Raw genomic sequence first — 18,009 nt, forward strand, 5'->3', positions numbered from 1 at the left:
GCGCCTGCCGCACATGCGCCTGGCCGAGCAGCGCTTCGACTACCTGCCCAACACCTCGTTCCGCGGCCCCAAGAACCTGTGGGTGGAGTGGGATCCGGCGCTGAATCCCGAACGCGCCAACCCGGCCATCCTGCAGCAGCAGTTGCCGGTGCGCCTGGGCGAGCCGTCGAAGCAGACGGTGACGCGGCCGATGCTGGTCGAGCGCGTCACGCGCATCACGGGCGACACCGTGCTGCTGCGCCTGGTGGCGGCCAACGGCCAGAGCCTGCCGAAGTGGCAGCCCGGCGCGCACATCGACATCGAGTGCGGCGACACGGGGCTGTCGCGCCAGTACTCACTGTGCAGCGACCCGGCCGATCTGAGCGCTTACGAGATCGCCGTGCTGCGCGACCCGGAAAGCCGCGGCGGATCGACCTGGGTGCATGACCAGCTCAAGCAGGGCGACACCGTGCGCATCCGTGGCCCGCGCAACCACTTCCGCTTCGACGAGACGGCGCAGCGCGTCATCTTCATCGCCGGCGGCATCGGCGTCACGCCCATCGCCGCCATGGTGCACCGCGCGCGCCTGCTGGGCATGGACTACGAGATCCACTACAGCGGCCGCGCTCGCCAGCTGATGCCGCTGCTGAATGCGCTGATTGCCGAGCACGGTGAACGCCTGCACGTCTACGCCAAGGACGAAGGCCGGCGCGCCGACCTGACCGCGCTGCTGGCCACGCCGCAGGACGGTGTGCGCATCTACGCCTGTGGCCCCGAGCGCATGCTGAGCGCGCTGGAGGCCTGCACCGCGCACTGGCCCGACGATGCGCTGCGCATCGAGCACTTCCAGACCGAGCCGCCCACGCTCGACCCGAGCAGGGAGCACGCGTTCGAGATCGAGCTGAAGGACTCCGGCATCACGCTGCAGGTGCGCGCCGACCAGACCATCCTGTCGGCGCTCAAGGGCGCCAACATCGATGTGCAGAGCGACTGCGGCGAGGGCCTGTGCGGCTCGTGCGAGGTGCGCGTGCTCGGCGGCGCGGTGGACCACCGCGACGTGGTGCTGACGCGCGGCGAGCGCGACGCGCAGGACCGCATGATGGTGTGCTGCTCACGCGCCGCGGGCGACAGGCTGGTGCTGGAACTTTGAGTTTCAGTCGGTGCCGAATCCCAGTGCGGCACTGATAGCCAGGGCTTCCCGCCGCACCTGCGCCGCGATGCGGCCATTCGGCGCGGCATCGAAGCCGCCCGAGGCGCCCAGGGCGGTCAGCACCGCCGCCACCTTGCCCGCGTGGTCGCGGACCGGCGCCGCCACGGCGCTGATGCCGGCCGACAGCAGGCCCTCCACCGAGGCCGAGCCCAGCTTGCGCACCCGCGTGCGCAAGGCGGCCACCGGATCCTTGCCCACGAGCTGGCTGCGCTGCACCGGCGTGGCCTCGTCCCATTCGCGTCGCGCCTGCGGCTCCAGCCGGTCGCCTTCCGACCAGGCCAGGAACACCTGGCCGGTGGCCGACAGCAGCAGCGGCAGCACCGAGCCGGCGCGCACGTTGACCACCACCGGCAGCGCCGGCTCCTCGATGCGCAGGATGGTCGGGCCCTGGTTGCCCATGACGGCGATGAAGCAGGTCACGCCCAACTCGTCCCGCAGCCGCGCCAGCGCCGGCTCGCCGGCGCGGATCGGGTCGCACTGGCGCAGCGCCGCCAGGCCGATCAGGATCGCCTCCTGGCCGAGGATGTAGCGCTGGCTCGGCGGCTCCTGCGCCACCAGGCCTTGCTCCACCAGGCTGGCCATGTAACGGTGCACCTTGGCGGTGCTTTCATGGACGGCCTGCGCCACCGCCGTCAGGCTGGCCGCGCCGCCCAGGCGCGCCAGCGCCTTGAGGATGCTCATGCCCATCTCGGCCGACTGCACGCGGCGGCGGCGGGCGGGTGGCGGTGCTGGAATGATGTGGTCCAAGGTCGAGTCGGCAAGGGTGGGGCGATCGGCAATGGTAAGCGGCATTGGTTCCCGCAGGCCGGTCGGCTCCTGCCGGAGAACCGTGCGCTGCACTGGCACGCCGGCGCGCAGTCGGTTCGGATGATCCTGGTGACGATTCACGCCACCGTCAGGTAGCGCTGGACTTCGGGGTCGGTGGCGATCTGCCGGGCACTGCCTTCCCACACCACGCGACCTTTCTGCAGCACGTAGCCGCGCCTGGCGTGGCGCAGCGCGAAGCGCACGTTCTGGTCGGTCAGCAGGATGGTCGTCGTCTGCGCGAGCTGCTCGATCAGGGCGCCGATCTGCTGCACGATCACCGGCGCCAGCCCTTCGTTGGGCTCGTCGAGCAGCAGCAGCCGCGGCTCGCTGGCCAGTGCCCGGGCGATCGCCAGCATCTGGCGCTGTCCGCCCGACAGCGTGGCGCCGTCCTGGTGGCGCACCTCGGCCAGCATCGGGAAGGTCTCGAACAGGCGCTCGATCGGCCAGCGCCGCTCGCGGTCCAGCTGGCGCGGCGCGGCGACCTCCAGGTTCTCGGTCACGCTGAGGCCCGCGAAGATGCGCCGGTCCTCCGGCACCAGCGCGATGCCGTGGCGCGTGATCCAGTGCGGTCGGCGCTCGCGGATCTCCTGCCCATCGAAGCGGATGCTGCCGCGCCGCGCCGGCGTCAGGCCGATGATGCTGCCCAGCGTGGTGCTCTTGCCGGCGCCGTTGCGCCCCAGCAGGCAGACCACCTCGCCGGCCTCCACGCGCAGGCTGACGCCCTGCAGCGCATGGCTTTCGCCATAGTAGGTATGCAGGTCTTCCACGATTAGCATCAGGCCTCCTGCTCGTCGCCCAGGTAGGCCTCGCGCACCGCGCGGTTGGCGCGGATCTCGTCGGCGCTGCCCTGCGCCAGCACACGGCCGTGGTGCAGCACCACGATGCGGTCGGCCAGCTCGAACACCACTTCCATGTCGTGCTCGGTCACCACGAAGGTCTGGTCGCCGCTGTCGGCGATCTCGCGGATCAGCCGCGTCACCGCGCGTGTCTCGTCCGGCGTCATGCCGGCGGTGGGCTCGTCCAGCAGCACCAGTTGCGGGCGCGTCGCCAGCACGATGGCGATCTCCAGCAGGCGCTTGTCGCCATAGCTCAGCACGCCGGCGCGTGTTGGCGCCAGTTCGGCCAGACCGAGCCGCGCCAGCACGCCATCGGCCTCCCGGTGCAAGGCCTCGTCGCGATCACGCGAGGCGAACAGGCGCCACGACTTGCGGTGCAGTGCGGTGAGCGCGACCTCGACGTTCTCGCGCACCGTGAGCTCCTCGAAGATGTTGTTGATCTGGAACGAGCGCGACAGGCCGAGGCGGCTCATGCGGTGCGGCGGCAGGCCGGTCACGTCCCGGCCTTCGAACACGATCGAGCCGCGCGTCGGCCGCATGCGGCCCGAGATCAGGTTGTAAAAGGTGGTCTTGCCGGCGCCGTTGGGGCCGATCAGGGCCACGGTTTCACCGACACGCACCTCGAGGTCGACGCCGTCCACCGCCATGAAGCCGTCGAAGCTCTTGGCCAGATCGCGCACCGCGAGCACTGGCGGCTTCATGGCTGCCTCGCCTTGCGCTCCAGCAGCGTGCCCAGCAGGCCGCGGCGGAAGAAGATCACCATCACCGTCAGGATCAGGCCGAGCACCAGCATCCAGTGCGTGGTGTAGCTGGTGATCCAGGTCTCGAGCAGCACGAACACGGCGGCGCCGACGAACGGACCCAGGAACTGCCCGGCGCCGCCCAGGATGGTCATCAACACCGGCAGCGCCGATTGGGTCCAGTGCACCATGTCGGGGTTGGCGACCCGGTTGAAGGGTGCGAACAGGGCGCCGGCCAGGCCGGCGAAGGCGCCGGCGATGATGAAGGCGAGCAGGCGGTGGCGCCGCACGGCAACGCCGCAGAAGGCGACGCGCTCGCTGTTCTGGCGCAGCGCGCTCAGCACCAGGCCGAACGGCGAGCGCGTGATGCGCCACAGCACGGCGGCGGCCAGTGCCACGATCACCAGCACCACGCGGTAGTACACCGCCGGGTCGGCCAGCTGCAGGTCCCAGCCCGGCAGCAACTGCCCGAGCGGAAAGCCGGCCACGCCGTCGCTGCCGTTGGTCAGGCTGCGCCACTGGTGCACGATGGCGAACACCATCATGCCGAAGGCCAGCGTCAGCATGGCGAAGTAGACCTCGTCCAGCCGCACGCTCAGCGCCCCGATCACCGCCGCCAGCACGGCGCTGACCAGCATGCCGGCGACCAGCACCAGCGCCAGCGGCCAGCCGAAGTGCAGCAGCAGCAGGGCCGCGGCGTAGGCGCCGGCGCCGAAGAAGGCCGCATGGCCGAACGACAGCATGCCGCCGTAGCCGAACAGCAGGTTGAAGCTGGCCGCGAACAGGCCCAGCAGCAGGATGCGCGTGCCGACGAACAGGTAGAAGTAGGGCGCGAACGCGGGCAGCCAGAACAGCGCCGCCAGCAGCAGCGCCAGCACGCCGGTGGCGACCCTGCCGCGCGTCACGCCGCCTCCCGTCCGGCCAGGCCGCGCGGGCGCAGCAGCAGCACCAGCGCCATGCCGAGGTAGGGCAGCACCAGGTTGATCTGCGGCAGGTAGCGGCCGCCGAAGCCGTAGATGCCGCCCAGGATCAGCGCGCCCAGCAGCGTGCCCGGAAAGCTGCCCAGGCCGCCGATCACCACCACGATGAAGGCGTCGATGATGATGCGGTCGCCCATCGCCGGCACGATGGCGCGCATCGGCGCCGCGATCACGCCGGCGATGCCGGCCATCCAGGCGCCCAGCGCGAACACGCCGGTGATCACCAGCGGCACGTTGATGCCGACCGCCTCGGCCATGCGGCGGTCGATCGCCGCCGCGCGCACGATGCGGCCGGCGCGCGTGCGCAGGAAGAACAGCCACAGCCCGGCCATCGCCAGCAGCGCGGCGACGATGACGAACAGGCTGTAGCGCGGGTACAGGGCGCCGAACAGTTCGACCGTGCCCCGCAGAGCGGCTGGCGGCGGCACCACGTGGATGCCGGCGCCCCAGACGATGCGCACCGCGTCGTCGATCACCAGCAGCAGCGCGAAGGTGATCAGCAGGCTGTCGGCGATGTCGCGCCCGTACACGTGCTGCAAGGCCAGCTTCTCGATCACCACCGCGACCACGGCGACGGCCAGCGGCGCCAGCAGCAGCGCAGGCCAGAACGACAGGCCCAGGTAGCTCGTCAGCGCAAACGCGAAGTAGGCGCCCAGCATGTACAGGCTGCCGTGGGCGAAGTTGATCACGCCCAGAACGCCGAAGACGATGTTCAGACCGGCCGCGATCACGGCCAGCAACAGGCCGATCTCAAGGCTGTTGAGCAGGGCGGCGAGAACGCCTTGCATGGGAAGCTCGAGCCTGCGCCGGCCGCGGCCGCGCGATCAGAGCTTGCAGCCGGTCTCGGCCACCGGTGGCGTGACTTCCTCGCCGGTGAAGGTGCGCACCGATTCCAGCATGCGCACGCCGTAGTTCTTGTCGAAGGCGCCGAGCTTGCCCCACGTGGGCCCGACCACCGCCTGGTGGTCGCCGGGACGCATGACCACGCGCCCGTTCGGTGCCTCGAAGGCCAGGCCCGACAGCGCCTTGGCCACCGCCGCGCCATCGGTGCTGCCGGCCTTCTCGAACGCCGCCTTGTACAGGTAGGCAGCGGCATACGCGCCTTCGGCGTTGTAGCTCGGCGGCGTCTTGTGGCGCTCGACATAGGACTTGACGAAGCGCTGGTTGATCGGGTTGTCGGCGTGCGCGGCGAACCAGTAGCGGGTACCGGCCCAGACGCCCTGCGGCATCTGTTCGCCCAGCGCCGACAGCACCTCGGTGGCGGCGCCGAGCGTCAGCAGGATCTGCATCTTCTGCTCGAAGAAGCCGAGGTTGCGTGCCTGGCGCACGAAGTTGACCAGGTCGCCGCCCCACAGCGATACCAGCACGCCCTCGGGCTTGGCCTGCATCACGCTCTGGATGAAGGGCGTGAAGTCCTCAGCGCCGAATTTCGGGAACGCCACCTGGCTCATGAACTCGGCGTTGCCCTGGCGCTGCTTCAGGTACTGCTGGAAGTACTCCCAGGACTGGTGGCCGAATGCGTAATCGGGGCCGATGGTGGTCCAGCGCCTGGCGCCGGTGCCGACGGCGATCTGCGAGGCCGCCGACATGTGCTGGTTGATGTTGACGCTGACGCGGTAGGTGTAGCTGTTGCACAGCTTGCCGGTCACGTCGGGCGAGGCCGCGTGCGTGATGACGAAGGGCTTGCGCAGCTCCGGCACCACCGACACCAGGCCGTTGGCGACGCCCGAGCTGTCGAGGCCCATCAAGGCATCGACGCGATTCTGGAACACCAGCTTGCGCGCGGCGTTGATGGCGATGTCGACCTTGCCCTGGCTGTCTTCCATGCTGTATTCGAGTTGACGCCCGAGCACGCCGCCGGCGGCATTGATTTCCGACAACGCCAGTTCCAGCCCCTGCCTGGCGAACTGGCCGTAGGTCGCCGCGCCGCCCGACAGGATGTAGATTGCGCCCAGGCGGATCGGGCCCTGCTGCGCCAGCGCCGACGGCGCCGCGAACCCGAGCGTGCCCGTCGCAAGCGGTGCCAGGCCGAACTTCAGGACGTCGCGTCTGCTTGGGAATGCATCGTGTGAAGTGTTCATGGCGGCACCTTTCAGGCTGGTTACATCGATGAATCAATGTACCGCTGCGTTTCGCCGCCGACGCCGTGGCGCGAAGCAACCATGAACCCAGTGTCAGTAAAGCGGCGACCGCGCGGCACCGCGCGCCGAATGGCGCTCAGGCCGTCAGCGCTCGCGCAGCGCCGCCAGCAGCTTCTGCCCGGCGCGGCCGTCGGCCTTCATGCCGAGCTGCTGCTGCTCGGCCTTGATGGCCTCGCGCGTCCTGGCGCCGATCATGCCGTCGGCGCTGCCGATGTCGTGGCCGCGCGCCAGCAGCAGCACCTGCAGCTCGCGGTTCTGCGCCCGCGACAGGCCGGGGTCGTCGGTCGGCCAGGCGGTGGCGAAGCCGATGGCGCCGGATGGCTGGCTCACCAGGTTCGACAGGTGGGCGATGGCCAGGCCATAGTTCTCGCTGGCGTTGTAGCTGTACAGGGTGTCGAAATTGCGGCCGACCAGGAACGCTGGCCCGCCGCGCGCCGGGATCATCAGGCCGGCGCTGGGCAGGCTGTCGGGCAGCGGCGAGCCATCGGCCAGGGTCAGGCCGGCGCGGCGCCATTGCTCGATCGCCTGCTTGTTCTTGCGGCCGGCGCCGGACGAGTCGAAGCCCGCCGGCAGCCGGACTTCGAAGCCCCAGAGTTCGCCGCGCCGGTAGCCGGCGTTCTGCAGGAACTTCGCTGTGGACGCCAGTGCGTCGGGCACGTTGTCGACGATGTCGCGCCGGCCGTCGCCGTCGAAATCGACCGCGCTGCGAAAGAAGGTGCTGGGCATGAACTGCGTCTGCCCGAAGGCGCCGGCCCAGGAGCCGGTCAGCTTCTCGGCCGGGACGTGGCCTTCCTGCAGGATGCGCAGCGCGGCCGCGAATTCGCCGCGGAAATAGGCTTGCCGACGACCGAAGCACGACAGCGTGGCGAGCGATTGCATCAGCGGCCGGCCACCCAGGTTCTGGCCGAAGTTGCTCTCGACGCCCCAGACGCCGACGATCACGTTGGCCGCCACGCCGGTCTGCTGCTCGATGCGCTGCAGCGCCGGCTGCCACTTGGCCAGCGCCGCGCGACCGTCGGCCACGCGTTCCTCGTCGACCAGCACCGCCAGGTAGTCCCACACCGGCATGGTGAACTCGGGCTGGCGGTTCAGCAGCACCAGTACCGAGGGGTCAGGCTCCAGCGCGTCGGTGTGCTCGGCGAAGGTGACGCTGGAGATGGCGCGGAACGCCTGCGTGCCTTTCAGGCCATGGAGGCAGCTGCGGAACTCGGCTTGGTCGAGTGCGGGCGCCGTGTCCTGCGCCTGCACGGCCGGCGCGGCCAGCAGTGCCAGTGCGCTGGCCAGGGCCAGGATCGGGCGGCGGATGCGGTCGGATTCAGTCATTCAAAAAGAATAGCGCATCCGCCGCATGGCCGGACCCCGGCAGGCCGCAAGGGTTTGCAAACCCGGCCTCGTCCTACGTGCTTGCGCCGGCTCACTGGCTCAGGGTTGGCGTGCCGGCTGCTGCAGCTCCAGCAGCAGTTGCAGCGTGGTTTCGTCGTTGGGCGTTTCGGTTTCCCGGAAACCGAGCGCCTCGGCCAGCTTGCGCATGCGCCGGTTCTCGGTCAGCACCACGGCGGTCAGCTGCTGCGTGCCGATGCCGCGCTGGTAGCGGATCAGCTTGTCCATCAGGATGCGGCCCAGGCCCGAGCCCTTCAGCTCGGGTCGGATGATGATGCCGAACTCGGCGCCGAAGTTGTCCGGATCGGCCAGCGCGCGTGCCACGCCGAGCGTCTTTTCCTGCCCGCCGTCGTCCGGCACGGTGGCGATGAAGGCCATCTCGCGCGTGTAGTCGATCTGCACCAGGCGCGCCAGTTCGCTGCGCTCCATGGTGCGGCGGCTATAGAACAGGCGCATGCGGATGTCTTCCGGATCCAGGCTCTCCAGGAAGGCGCGGTGGTGCTCCTCGTCCTCGGGGCGGATCGGCCGCAGCGTCAATGGCTGGCCGCGCCATTCGACGGTTTCGGCCAGCGCGGCCGGATACGGCTGGATGGCGAAGCTGGCGGCGCCAGCCGGCAACTGGCTGCTCACGCGCACGCGGGCGTCGAGCGCGATCGCGCCCTCGTGGTTGACGATCAGCGGGTTGATGTCGAGTTCGGCGACTTCGGGCACGTCGGCCAGCAGCTGCGACACCGCCATCAGCGTGGCGACCACGGCATCGATGTCGGCCGGCGGCACGTCGCGGTAGCCCTTGAGCAGCCGCGCCACGCGGGTGCGGTCGATCAGCGCGCGCGCCAGCGGCGCGTTCAGCGGCGGCAGCGCCATGGCGCTGTCCTTCATCACCTCCACGGCGGTGCCGCCCTGGCCGAACAGGATCACCGGGCCGAAAGTGGGGTCGATGCTGGCGCCGATGATGAGTTCCTGCGCCTGCTTGCGCTTCACCATCGCCTGCACCGTGAAGCCGTCGATGCGCGCGTCCGGAAAGCTCTTGCGCACGCGCCCCAGCATGGCGTGGGCAGCGGCGCGCACGTCGTCGGCGTCCTGCAGGTTGAGCACCACGCCGCCGACGTCGGACTTGTGCGAGATGTCCTCCGACAGGATCTTGATGACGACCGGAAAGCCGATGCGCGCCGCTTCGGCCGCCGCTGCCTCGGCATCGGCCGGCACCGTGCGCGTGATGACCACCGGGATGTGGTAGGCCTCGCACACCGCCTTGGCCTCGGGCTCGGTCAGCATGTCGCGGCCGCTGGCGAGTACGTCCTGGATCAGCTTGCGTACGCTTGCGACGTCGGGCGTGCTGCCGTTGTGCAGCTGGGTCGCCGGCGGCGCCTCGCTCAGTTCGGCCTGGTTGCGCGCGTAGCGCTGCAGCATGCCGATCGCGGCCACCGCCTGCTCGGGCATGTCGTAGCAGGCGATGCCGGCCTGCATGAACAGCTCGCGCGCCTCGGCCACCGCCGGGCCGCCGACCCAGGCGCTGATCAGCGGCAGCGCGCGCTTCTTCGGCGGCTGGATCACCGGCACCATGGCACGCGCGATGTCGGTCGAGGGCACGATGGCGGTCGGCGCGTGGATGAACAGCAGCGTGCCGGTGTCCTGTGGATGCCGGGCCAACCCCTCCAGCGCGTCGACGTAGCGCTGCGCCGGCGCATCGCCGATGATGTCGACCGGGTTGCCGCGCGACCAGTTGGCCGGCAGCACCTGATCCAGGTCCTCGATCAGCGGCTGGCTCAGCTCGACCAGCGGCACGCCGTGCGCGGCCGCCGCGTCGGCCGCCATCACGCCGACGCCGCCACCGTTGGTGAGGATGGTCATCCGGTCGCCGATCGGCGCCTTGAAGCGGGTCAGGATCTCGGCCGCCAGGAACAGCTCTTCCAGGCTGTCGACGCGCAGCATGCCGGCGCGGCCGATGGCGGCGTCGACCACGTTGTCGGCGCCGGCCAGCGCGCCGGTGTGCGAGGCGGCAGCCTTCTGGCCCTGCTCGCTGCGCCCGGCCTTGACCACGATCACCGGCTTGTTGCGCGCCGCCGCGCGTGCCGCCGACATGAACTTGCGCGCCTGTTCGATCGATTCGATGTAGAGCAGGATGGCGCGCGTGCGCGGGTCGCTGGCGAGGAAGTCGAGCATGTCGCCGAAGTCGACGTCGGCGTGCTCGCCCAGCGAGACGAAGTGCGAGAAGCCGATCTGCCGCGCCTCGGCCCAGTCGAGCATGGCCGTGACCAGCGCGCCCGACTGCGACACGAAGGCCAGCTCGCCCGGCCGCGCCGGGATGTGGGCGAAGCTGGCGTTCAGCTTCGCGTGCGGCGCCAGCAGGCCGACGCAGTTGGGGCCGAGCACGCGCAGCAGCGTCGGCTTGGCGGCGTCCAGCATGGCCTGCTTCTGCTCGGCCGTGAGGCCGGCGCTGATCACCACGGCGGCCTGGGTGCCGCGCCGGGCGAGCTGCCTGACCAGATCGACCACGGTGGCGGCCGGGGTGCAGATCACCGCCAGTTCCGGCGCTTCCGGCAGATCGTCGACATGGGCGTAGCAGGGCTGGCCGGACAGCAGCTTGTATTTAGGATTGACCGGGTAGACGGGGCCGGCGAAGCCGCTGCCGTGCATGTTGCGCCAGAGCGTGCCGCCGACGGAAAACGGCCGCTCCGAGGCGCCGATCACGGCGACGGAACGGGGATCGAACAGGGAATCGAGGTTGCGTATGCTCATGCGGAACAGGAAAATAGGAAGGGCGGACCCGGCCGCCAAAGGCGCCAGCTTAACGTGCGTGGGTGAAGTCGCCGTGACAGCCGACTCCGGCTTGATCCAGCACAGACGACATTGCATTGCAATGACGCGGCGCGGAACGATCCGCGAACGGACGACTCAGCTCATTTCATTCTGGGCAGACCCTTGGCTGGCGCCCCGGTCCCGTCCACCAACCTGCAGGCTCGAAGAGCACGGCGTCGCGCCGCCATTTCGCCATCGATTGATCAAGGAGCGCTCATGAAATTCACCACCATCTGCCTACTGGCCGCGACCCTGGCCCTCGGCACCACGGTCCATGCCGAGCCGGCGGTCTACAAGATCGATCCGCACCACACCTACGCCACCTTCGCGATCGACCACTTCGGCGCATCGGTCAACCGGGCGCGCTTCGACGAGGTGTCGGGCAGTGTCCGATTCGACAAGGCCGCCAAGGCCGGCGCGGTGGACATCACGATCCAGGTCGCCAGCGTCTACAGCGGCTCGAAGCCATTCGACGAGCACCTGCAGGCGCCCGACCTGTTCAACGCAGCCAAGCACCCGACCATGCGCTTCGTCTCCGAGCGCCTGGTGTTCGAGGGCGACAAGCTGACCGAGGTGCCTGGCCAACTCAGCCTGCTGGGTCAGACGCATCCGGTCACGCTCAAGGCCAGCCAGTTCAACTGCTACCCGAACCCGATGGCCAAGGTCGAGGCCTGCGGCGGTGACTTCGAGGCGGTGATCGACCGCACCCAGTGGGGCATGAACGCCTTCGTCGATCGGGGCATGCCGAAGAACGTGCGGATCACGGCGACCATCGAGGCGTTCAAGCAGTAGCGCATGCTGGCTCGGGCGCGGCCACGGGTCTGGTTGCGCGAGCGAGACCGGCGACCCTAGGACCGGTTGCGCAGCCGCTGCACCAGCCGGCGCAGACGCCGCAGGCTGTTGCGCCACCAGCGCAGCACGCCGAACGACAGCTGCGCCTTTTCGTGCCCGACCGGCAGGCCCTGCCTGGTGGCCAGCCAGCCCGACTTGGCGTAGGCGAGCTGCTGCGCCGGATACACGCTGCGGTGGCCGATCATCAGGTAGGCGGCCACGCAGGCGCCGGCCACGTACCAGGCCGAGCCGCCGCCGAACAGCTCGATGCCCATCAGCAGGGCGGCGATCGGCGTGTTCGAGGCCGCGGCCACCACCGCCACCATGCCGACCGCCGCACCCTGCGCCGGTGCCAGGCCCAGCCAGGGCGCGAACGCGCCGCCGGTGACGGCACCGATGACGAACTGCGGTGTGGCGATGCCGCCGTAGAAGCCCGAGCCCAGCGTGATGGCGACCAGCAGCGCCTTCCACAGAAAACCCAGGTAGGGCATCGGTTCGCCGTGCAGCGCGCGCTCCATCAGCGGCAGCGACAGGCCCAGGTAGTCGGTCGGCAGCACGGTCACCAGCAGCACCAGCAGCACGCCGCCCAGCATCGGCACCAGCGGCGGCCACAGCGCCAGGCGCTCGCGCAGGGCGTCAAACAGCTTGCGTGCCAGGTGCAGCAGTTCGACGAACCAGGATGCCACGATGCCGCACAGCACGCCGATCAGCACCGTCTTCAGGAACAGCAGCTGGGTGAAGTTGGCCTCGAACACGATGTGGTAGTCGGGATAGGGCAGGCCCCACCAGCGGCTGACGAAGAACGAGGTGACGCCGGCGACGATGCCCGGGAACAGGAAGTCGTGCCGGATGCGCCCGATCGCCAGCATCTCGACGCCGTAGATGGCGCCGGCGATCGGCGTGCCGAACACGCTGGCGAACCCGGCGCTGACGCCGCACGCCACCAGGCGCTTGCGCAGTTCCCCGTCCAGCCGCAACACCTGCCCGACCGCCGCCGCCACGCCGGCACCGATGTGCGAGCACGGCCCTTCCTTGCCGGCCGAGCCACCGCAGCCCAGCGTGACCAAGGCCGCGATCGGCTTGATCCACAGCGTGGCCAGCGGCATGCGACCCTGTTGTTCGTTGACGGCGACGATCGGCTTGTCGTCCAGGCCGCTGGTGCTGGCCCGGTAGCCGTAGTGAAGAAGCAGGCCGTTGACCAGGCCGGCCCCTGGCAGCAGCAGCGCCAGCAGCCACAGCGGCGCACCGTACAGGCGCCCTTCGCTGGCGAACAGCGCGCCCAGGAACAGGCTGCACACGGTGCCGACCAGGGCACCGGTGGCCGTCGCCAGCAGCAGCCACAGCACGATGGTGGCGAGCATGACGAGCGGCTCGGCGGGTGAATAGCGTTTCATGGGCGCACGGTGTGGCACGGATCCGCTCGGACGTGGAGCGCCCACCGGGTGGGCGGCTCGGCACGGTCGCCGCGGCCCGCGCACGACAGGCGCAGCATACTTGACGCCGCAAGCGGAGGCGCGGGGTGTTGCGGTGTGTTCGGTGCACTGCTTGCGTAGCGGCGCGCGCGCATGAAAAAAGGCGGGCTTCACGGCCCGCCTCCTGCTTCATGCCCGCACGATCACGCGTGCCGCGCGGCCGCCTCGGCGACCGCCAGCGCGGTCATGTTGACCACCCGCCGCACCGTGGCCGAGGCGGTCAGCACGTGCGCCGGGGCGGCGGTGCCGAGCAGGATCGGGCCGATGGTGACGCCGTGGCCGACGGTGATCTTGAGCACGTTGAACAGGATGTTGGCCGCATCCAGGCTGGGACACACCAGCAGGTTGGCCTCGCCCTCGAGCGTGCCTTCGGATACCGCGCGTGCGCGCAGCACCGGTGACAGCGCGCTGTCGCCGTGCATCTCGCCGTCGCAGGCGATGGCCGGGTGCTGGGCGCGGAACAGGTCGCGCGCGCGCCGCATCTTCAGCGCCGATGGGCGTCGCGAGGAGCCGAAGTTGGAGTGCGAGACGAAGGCCACCTTGGGCGGCAGGCCGAAATTGTTGACCTCGTCGGCGGCCATCTTGGCGATCGCCGCCAGCAGTTCGGCGCTGGGCTCGTCGTTGACGTAGGTGTCGGTGACGAACAACGTGCGGTCGGACAGCATCAGCGCGTTCAGCGTCGCGTAGCAGGGCGCGCCGGACTCCAGGCCGATGATGTCGTGGATGTGCTCCAGGTGGGTGTCGAAGCGCCCCAGCGTGCCGCACAGCATGGCGTCGGCATCGCCCAGGTGCACCATCAGCGCGGCGATGGTGGTGGTCGAGCGGCGCACCGCCGCCTTGGCTGCTTCCACGGTGACGCCGTTGCGCCCCATCAGGCGGTGATAGGCCTCCCAGTACTGGCGAAAGCGCGGATCGTCCTCGGGGTTGACGTTCTCCACGTCGTGGCCGAGGCGCATGCGCAGGCCGGCCTTGCGGATGCGCTGCTCGATCACCGCCGGGCGGCCGATCAGGATCGGGTGCGCCAGCCGGTCGTCGATGGCGATCTGCGCCGCGCGCAGCACGCGCTCGTCCTCGCCCTCGGCGTAGGCGACGCGCTTGTTGGCCGGCGCCACCGCCTTGGCGGCGGCGTACACCGGCCGCATCACCATGCCGGTCTGATAGACGAAGCGCTCCAGGTGCGTGCGGTAGGCTTCCATGTCGACGATCGGCCGCTCGGCCACGCCCGAATCCATGGCCGCCTGCGCCACCGCGGGCGCGATGCGCGTGATCAGGCGCGGATCGAAGGGCGTCGGGATGATGTAGTCGGGGCCGAACTGCAGATCCTTGCCGGCGTAGGCGGCGGCCACTTCCGCGCTGGTCTCGACCTTGGCGAGGGCGGCGATCTGGTGCACGCAGGCCAGCTTCATGGCTTCCGTGATCTTGGTCGCGCCGCAATCCAGCGCGCCGCGGAAGATGTACGGGAAGCACAGCACGTTGTTGACCTGGTTCGGGTAGTCCGAGCGCCCGGTGGCGATGATGCAGTCGGGCCGCACGGCCTTGGCGTCCTCGGGGCGGATCTCCGGCTCGGGGTTGGCCAGCGCCAGGATCACCGGCTTATCGGCCATGGTCTTGACCATCTCGGGTGTCAGCACACCGGGTGCCGAGCAGCCCAGGAACACGTCGGCGCCCGCGACCACGTCGGCCAGCGTGCGCGCCCCGGTGTCGGGCTGGGCGAAGCGCGCCTTGCTGTCGTCAAAGCCGCCGGCGCGGCCGGTGTAGATCAGGCCCTTGGAGTCGCAGGCGAACACGTTGGCCGGCTTGACGCCGAGCGCCACCATCACGTCCAGGCAGGCGATCGCCGCCGCACCGGCGCCGCTGACGGCGACCTTGACGTCCCCGATCTTCTTGCCCACCAGTTCCAGGCCGTTCAGCAGCGCCGCCGACGAGATGATGGCGGTGCCGTGCTGGTCGTCATGGAACACCGGGATGTTCATGCGCTCGCGCAGCCTGGTCTCGATGTAGAAGCACTCGGGCGCCTTGATGTCCTCCAGGTTGATGCCGCCCAGCGTCGGCTCGAGCGCGGCGATGATCTCGACCAGCTTGTCGGGGTCGCGCTCGGCCAGTTCGATGTCGAACACGTCGATGCCGGCGAATTTCTTGAACAGGCAGCCCTTGCCCTCCATCACCGGCTTGCCCGCCAGCGGCCCGATGTCGCCCAGGCCCAGCACGGCGGTGCCGTTGGTGACGACGCCCACCAGGTTGCCGCGCGAGGTGTACTCGGCCGCCTTGCTCGGGTCGGCCTGGATGTCCAGGCAGGGGTAGGCGACGCCGGGCGAATAGGCCAGTGACAGGTCGAGCTGGTTGACCAGCGGCTTGGTCGGCGTGATCGAGATCTTGCCGCGCGTCGGGGTGCGGTGGTATTCGCGGGCAGCATCGCGCAGCGCCGTTTCGGCTGGCGACAGGGGCTTGGACATGGATGGTCTCCTGACTTGCTCTTTTGCTTCGCGCGCTCCAGCGGTGCCGCAAAGCCCTTGAAGCGTCGCCGAAAGCGACGTAAAGACAAAAGACTACATCAAATCCGGCCGGTGACGCGTCGGGTGCCGCGTGCAGCGGTCCCGCATCGGGCCGATGCGCGGCCCGGCGGTGGCCGCGCAGATGCTCTCGAAACGTGCATGGATCGGGCCCCGCGGACCCGTCCGGATGCGCTCAGGCTTCGCAGCGGCCGTGCTGCGGCACCTGTGTGCTCCAGTGGCCGCTGGCCCAGGCGAGCGGCAGTTGCAGCCATCGCGCCCATGGGAGCCGTGCATCGCACCAGTCGAAGGCCGCGACGCGTGCTGTAGCGCCGTGCAGGCCGATCGGCTCCAGTACCACCGTTTCGCCCGTGCGCAGCGCCAGCCGCGTGCCGGCGGTCAGGAACAGGTCGCCCTGCGCCGCGCCTGCGGTGGCGGCATGCGGCCCGTTGCGCGTGGCCCAGATGCTGCCGCGCACGACGCAAAGCTCGCCATCGCGCCGGGCTCGAATCGTCATGGCGCGCCCCGGCGCCAGTGTCTGCACGCCGCGGGCGGCAGCGGCCAGGGCAAGTTGCGACAAGGTGCTTTCGGGCTTCGACATGATCGGTTCCTTCGTGTTGTTTCGACATCAATTCAGCGTCGATATTGCCTTGGCGTACTTTGACAGTCCAATGAATTCGCGCCATGCTATTGATTCGCAAACCGCATCAATGGCCATGTTGCACTCGCAAACCCATCTGCGTACCCGGCCGATCCAGGCTGGCCATTTGCGCGCCTTCGACGCGGTCGCGCGCCACCTCAACTTCCGCCTGGCGGCCGAGGAGATGGCGCTCACGCAATCGGCGGTCAGCCGCCAGATCCAGGCGCTGGAGGACGAGGTCGGCGTGCCGCTGTTCCTGCGCCACACGCGCGCGGTCGAACTCACCGTCGCCGGCACGCAGCTGCTGCAGGCCGTGAACCAGGCCTTGCCGCGCATCGATGCCGCGGTGCGCCAGATCCGCCAGAGTGCCGGGCGCAAGCAGGTGTCGGTGACGACTTTCGCCTCGTTCGCATCGATGTGGCTGATCCCGCGCCTGGAGGCGTTCCAGCGCGCCTATCCGGACATCGACATCCGCATCGACGCCTCCGACACCAGCTTCGATCTGGAGCTGTCGGACATCGACATCGCGATCCGCTACGCGCCGGCGACGCGCCTGCCGGCGGGCGCGCGGCGGCTGTTCGGCGAATACGTCACGCCCATGGCCAGCCCCTGGCTGCTCAAGGGCACCGCGTCGCTGCGGCAGCCGGCCGACGTGCTCAAGCACACGCTGATCGAGGCCGGCGACGCCTACACGCCGCACCTGCAGTGGCTGACCTGGCGTCGCTGGCTCGACACGCAAGGGCTCGAGCGCGTGCAGCCGAAGCGCTGGCTCAGCTTCAACTATGCCTACCAGATGGTGCAGGCCGCGCTCAGCGGCCAGGGCATCGTGCTGGCGCGCCCGCCGCTGGTGGCCGAGAGCCTGACGCGCGGCGAACTGCTCGAGTTGTTTCCCGGCACCCGGTTGCACTCGCCGATGGCCTATTGGCTGCTGATGGCGCCGCGCGGCGCCGTGCGGCCCGAGGTGAAGGCCTTCGCCGACTGGCTGGAGCAGCAGGCCGTGGCGACGCGCGCGGTTGCCGGGGAAGGCGACGATCCGGACCTGCGCGACGACCTGGATTGATGGTTGCACCGCGCTCAGGGCGATCTACTTCGTCTGTACTGCACCAGCACCGTCGTGGCCAATGCCCGAGCTTCCTCGACGCTCATCAACGGCCAGTGACCCAGCGTCATCCTGAACTGCTTGCCTGCAACACTGGTGGCGACTCGGAAGGCCCGCTTGCGGGCATTCATGCGGACACAGAAGCCGCTCAGTACGCGGTCACGAAGAACACACCCATCCCGGGCAGTGCTGCGCTCAAGCAGGGACTCGCTGATCAGTACAATCGCCATCTATCTCTCCCAGGCAAAACGAGGACAAAAAACCTCGACAAGTCTGACTACAACCCCCGGTAGATCAGCCGTTCGCGGCAGGTGCGGGTCGGGCACCTCCACGACGCCCGTGTTGGGCTCGGTGGTGCACAAGGGGTTGATCCATAAGGAATTTCCATGAGCCTGCAATGCGGCATCGTCGGCCTGCCCAACGTCGGCAAGTCCACCCTGTTCAACGCGCTGACCAAGGCGGGGATCGCGGCGGAGAACTACCCCGCAGGCTGGATGCGCTGAACATTGCCTTAAGCCTCAAGGAGTTCCTCGCTGGCGTCAAGGAGTGTTGTATGCGTCCGGTGATCCCGTCTTGAACCCGCGCGACGAGAATAGGAGCCTCGTG

Annotated in this window: 15 protein-coding genes and 1 pseudogene; 4 read left to right on the forward strand and 12 right to left on the reverse strand. The window is 69.4% G+C overall.

Features of this window, described 5'->3' with window-relative positions; translation table 11 throughout:
* The coding region (locus tag PK606_RS14720) for a PDR/VanB family oxidoreductase (RefSeq protein WP_324565042.1) at positions 1-1,129 on the forward strand (1,129 nt) is incomplete at its 5' end.
* Positions 1,130-1,132: 3 nt separating this feature from the next.
* On the opposite strand, the gene PK606_RS14725 is transcribed toward PK606_RS14720, so the two are convergent.
* From PK606_RS14725 to PK606_RS14760, 8 genes are all read right to left on the reverse strand, one after another.
* On the reverse strand, positions 1,133-1,876 hold the full coding sequence (locus PK606_RS14725) for an IclR family transcriptional regulator (RefSeq protein WP_502920854.1): 744 nt from the start codon (positions 1,874-1,876) through the stop codon (positions 1,133-1,135).
* 197 nt (positions 1,877-2,073) lie between these two features.
* Positions 2,074-2,775 (reverse strand): ABC transporter ATP-binding protein, encoded by a 702-nt coding sequence (locus PK606_RS14730; RefSeq protein WP_502920855.1) that lies wholly within the window; start codon positions 2,773-2,775, stop codon positions 2,074-2,076.
* On the reverse strand, positions 2,772-3,533 hold the full coding sequence (locus PK606_RS14735; protein ID WP_324565045.1) for an ABC transporter ATP-binding protein: 762 nt from the start codon (positions 3,531-3,533) through the stop codon (positions 2,772-2,774). Before PK606_RS14735 ends, PK606_RS14730 begins: the two co-directional genes overlap by 4 nt.
* Entirely contained in the window at positions 3,530-4,477 is a 948-nt protein-coding gene (locus PK606_RS14740; protein WP_324565046.1) for a branched-chain amino acid ABC transporter permease, read from the reverse strand. Before PK606_RS14740 ends, PK606_RS14735 begins: the two co-directional genes overlap by 4 nt.
* Positions 4,474-5,340, reverse strand: a complete 867-nt coding sequence (locus PK606_RS14745; RefSeq protein WP_324565047.1) for a branched-chain amino acid ABC transporter permease — start codon at positions 5,338-5,340, stop codon at positions 4,474-4,476. The genes PK606_RS14740 and PK606_RS14745 overlap by 4 nt, the downstream gene beginning before the upstream one ends.
* Before the next feature lie 36 nt (positions 5,341-5,376).
* Positions 5,377-6,633 (reverse strand): ABC transporter substrate-binding protein, encoded by a 1,257-nt coding sequence (locus PK606_RS14750; protein ID WP_324565048.1) that lies wholly within the window; start codon positions 6,631-6,633, stop codon positions 5,377-5,379.
* Positions 6,634-6,777: 144 nt separating this feature from the next.
* Positions 6,778-8,016 (reverse strand): lytic murein transglycosylase, encoded by a 1,239-nt coding sequence (locus tag PK606_RS14755; RefSeq protein ID WP_324565050.1) that lies wholly within the window; start codon positions 8,014-8,016, stop codon positions 6,778-6,780.
* A gap of 99 nt (positions 8,017-8,115) precedes the next feature.
* Complete coding sequence (locus PK606_RS14760) at positions 8,116-10,812, reverse strand: bifunctional acetate--CoA ligase family protein/GNAT family N-acetyltransferase (protein ID WP_324565051.1); 2,697 nt, start codon at positions 10,810-10,812, stop codon at positions 8,116-8,118.
* 276 nt (positions 10,813-11,088) lie between these two features.
* Here PK606_RS14760 and PK606_RS14765 point away from each other — a divergent pair, with 276 nt between their 5' ends.
* Positions 11,089-11,664: a YceI family protein gene (locus PK606_RS14765; RefSeq protein ID WP_324565052.1), complete on the forward strand. Its 576-nt coding sequence runs from the start codon at positions 11,089-11,091 to the stop codon at positions 11,662-11,664.
* A gap of 56 nt (positions 11,665-11,720) precedes the next feature.
* On the opposite strand, the gene PK606_RS14770 is transcribed toward PK606_RS14765, so the two are convergent.
* From PK606_RS14770 to PK606_RS14780, 3 genes are all read right to left on the reverse strand, one after another.
* Positions 11,721-13,097 (reverse strand): chloride channel protein, encoded by a 1,377-nt coding sequence (locus tag PK606_RS14770; protein ID WP_324565053.1) that lies wholly within the window; start codon positions 13,095-13,097, stop codon positions 11,721-11,723.
* A 221-nt stretch (positions 13,098-13,318) separates the two neighbouring features.
* Positions 13,319-15,628, reverse strand: coding sequence for an NADP-dependent malic enzyme (locus tag PK606_RS14775; RefSeq protein ID WP_324565054.1), 2,310 nt, complete (start codon positions 15,626-15,628; stop codon positions 13,319-13,321).
* A 232-nt stretch (positions 15,629-15,860) separates the two neighbouring features.
* On the reverse strand, positions 15,861-16,265 hold the full coding sequence (locus PK606_RS14780) for a DUF2917 domain-containing protein (protein WP_324565055.1): 405 nt from the start codon (positions 16,263-16,265) through the stop codon (positions 15,861-15,863).
* Between the two features lie 115 nt (positions 16,266-16,380).
* On the opposite strand from PK606_RS14780, the gene PK606_RS14785 reads away from it, so the two are divergent.
* Complete coding sequence (locus PK606_RS14785) at positions 16,381-17,364, forward strand: LysR substrate-binding domain-containing protein (protein ID WP_324565056.1); 984 nt, start codon at positions 16,381-16,383, stop codon at positions 17,362-17,364.
* 14 nt (positions 17,365-17,378) lie between these two features.
* On the opposite strand, the gene PK606_RS14790 is transcribed toward PK606_RS14785, so the two are convergent.
* Positions 17,379-17,633 (reverse strand): integrase arm-type DNA-binding domain-containing protein, encoded by a 255-nt coding sequence (locus tag PK606_RS14790; RefSeq protein WP_324565058.1) that lies wholly within the window; start codon positions 17,631-17,633, stop codon positions 17,379-17,381.
* A gap of 156 nt (positions 17,634-17,789) precedes the next feature.
* Between PK606_RS14790 and PK606_RS14795 the strand changes: the two are divergent.
* A pseudogene (locus tag PK606_RS14795) lies at positions 17,790-17,888 on the forward strand (GTPase); the annotation flags it as partial.
* Positions 17,889-18,009 lie beyond the last annotated feature (121 nt).

It is taken from the genome of Ottowia sp. (assembly GCF_035444425.1).
Taxonomy (GTDB): domain Bacteria; phylum Pseudomonadota; class Gammaproteobacteria; order Burkholderiales; family Burkholderiaceae_C; genus Ottowia.

Coding starts and splice junctions, on each gene's coding strand:
- PK606_RS14725 (WP_502920854.1), bottom strand. CDS start 1,876: ATGGGCATGAGCATCCTCAAGGCGCTGGCGCGCCTGGGCGGCGCGGCC.
- PK606_RS14735 (WP_324565045.1), bottom strand. CDS start 3,533: ATGAAGCCGCCAGTGCTCGCGGTGCGCGATCTGGCCAAGAGCTTCGAC.
- PK606_RS14745 (WP_324565047.1), bottom strand. CDS start 5,340: ATGCAAGGCGTTCTCGCCGCCCTGCTCAACAGCCTTGAGATCGGCCTG.
- PK606_RS14750 (WP_324565048.1), bottom strand. CDS start 6,633: ATGAACACTTCACACGATGCATTCCCAAGCAGACGCGACGTCCTGAAG.
- PK606_RS14755 (WP_324565050.1), bottom strand. CDS start 8,016: ATGACTGAATCCGACCGCATCCGCCGCCCGATCCTGGCCCTGGCCAGC.
- PK606_RS14760 (WP_324565051.1), bottom strand. CDS start 10,812: ATGAGCATACGCAACCTCGATTCCCTGTTCGATCCCCGTTCCGTCGCC.
- PK606_RS14765 (WP_324565052.1), top strand. CDS start 11,089: ATGAAATTCACCACCATCTGCCTACTGGCCGCGACCCTGGCCCTCGGC.
- PK606_RS14770 (WP_324565053.1), bottom strand. CDS start 13,097: ATGAAACGCTATTCACCCGCCGAGCCGCTCGTCATGCTCGCCACCATC.
- PK606_RS14775 (WP_324565054.1), bottom strand. CDS start 15,628: ATGTCCAAGCCCCTGTCGCCAGCCGAAACGGCGCTGCGCGATGCTGCC.
- PK606_RS14780 (WP_324565055.1), bottom strand. CDS start 16,265: ATGTCGAAGCCCGAAAGCACCTTGTCGCAACTTGCCCTGGCCGCTGCC.
- PK606_RS14785 (WP_324565056.1), top strand. CDS start 16,381: ATGTTGCACTCGCAAACCCATCTGCGTACCCGGCCGATCCAGGCTGGC.
- PK606_RS14790 (WP_324565058.1), bottom strand. CDS start 17,633: ATGGCGATTGTACTGATCAGCGAGTCCCTGCTTGAGCGCAGCACTGCC.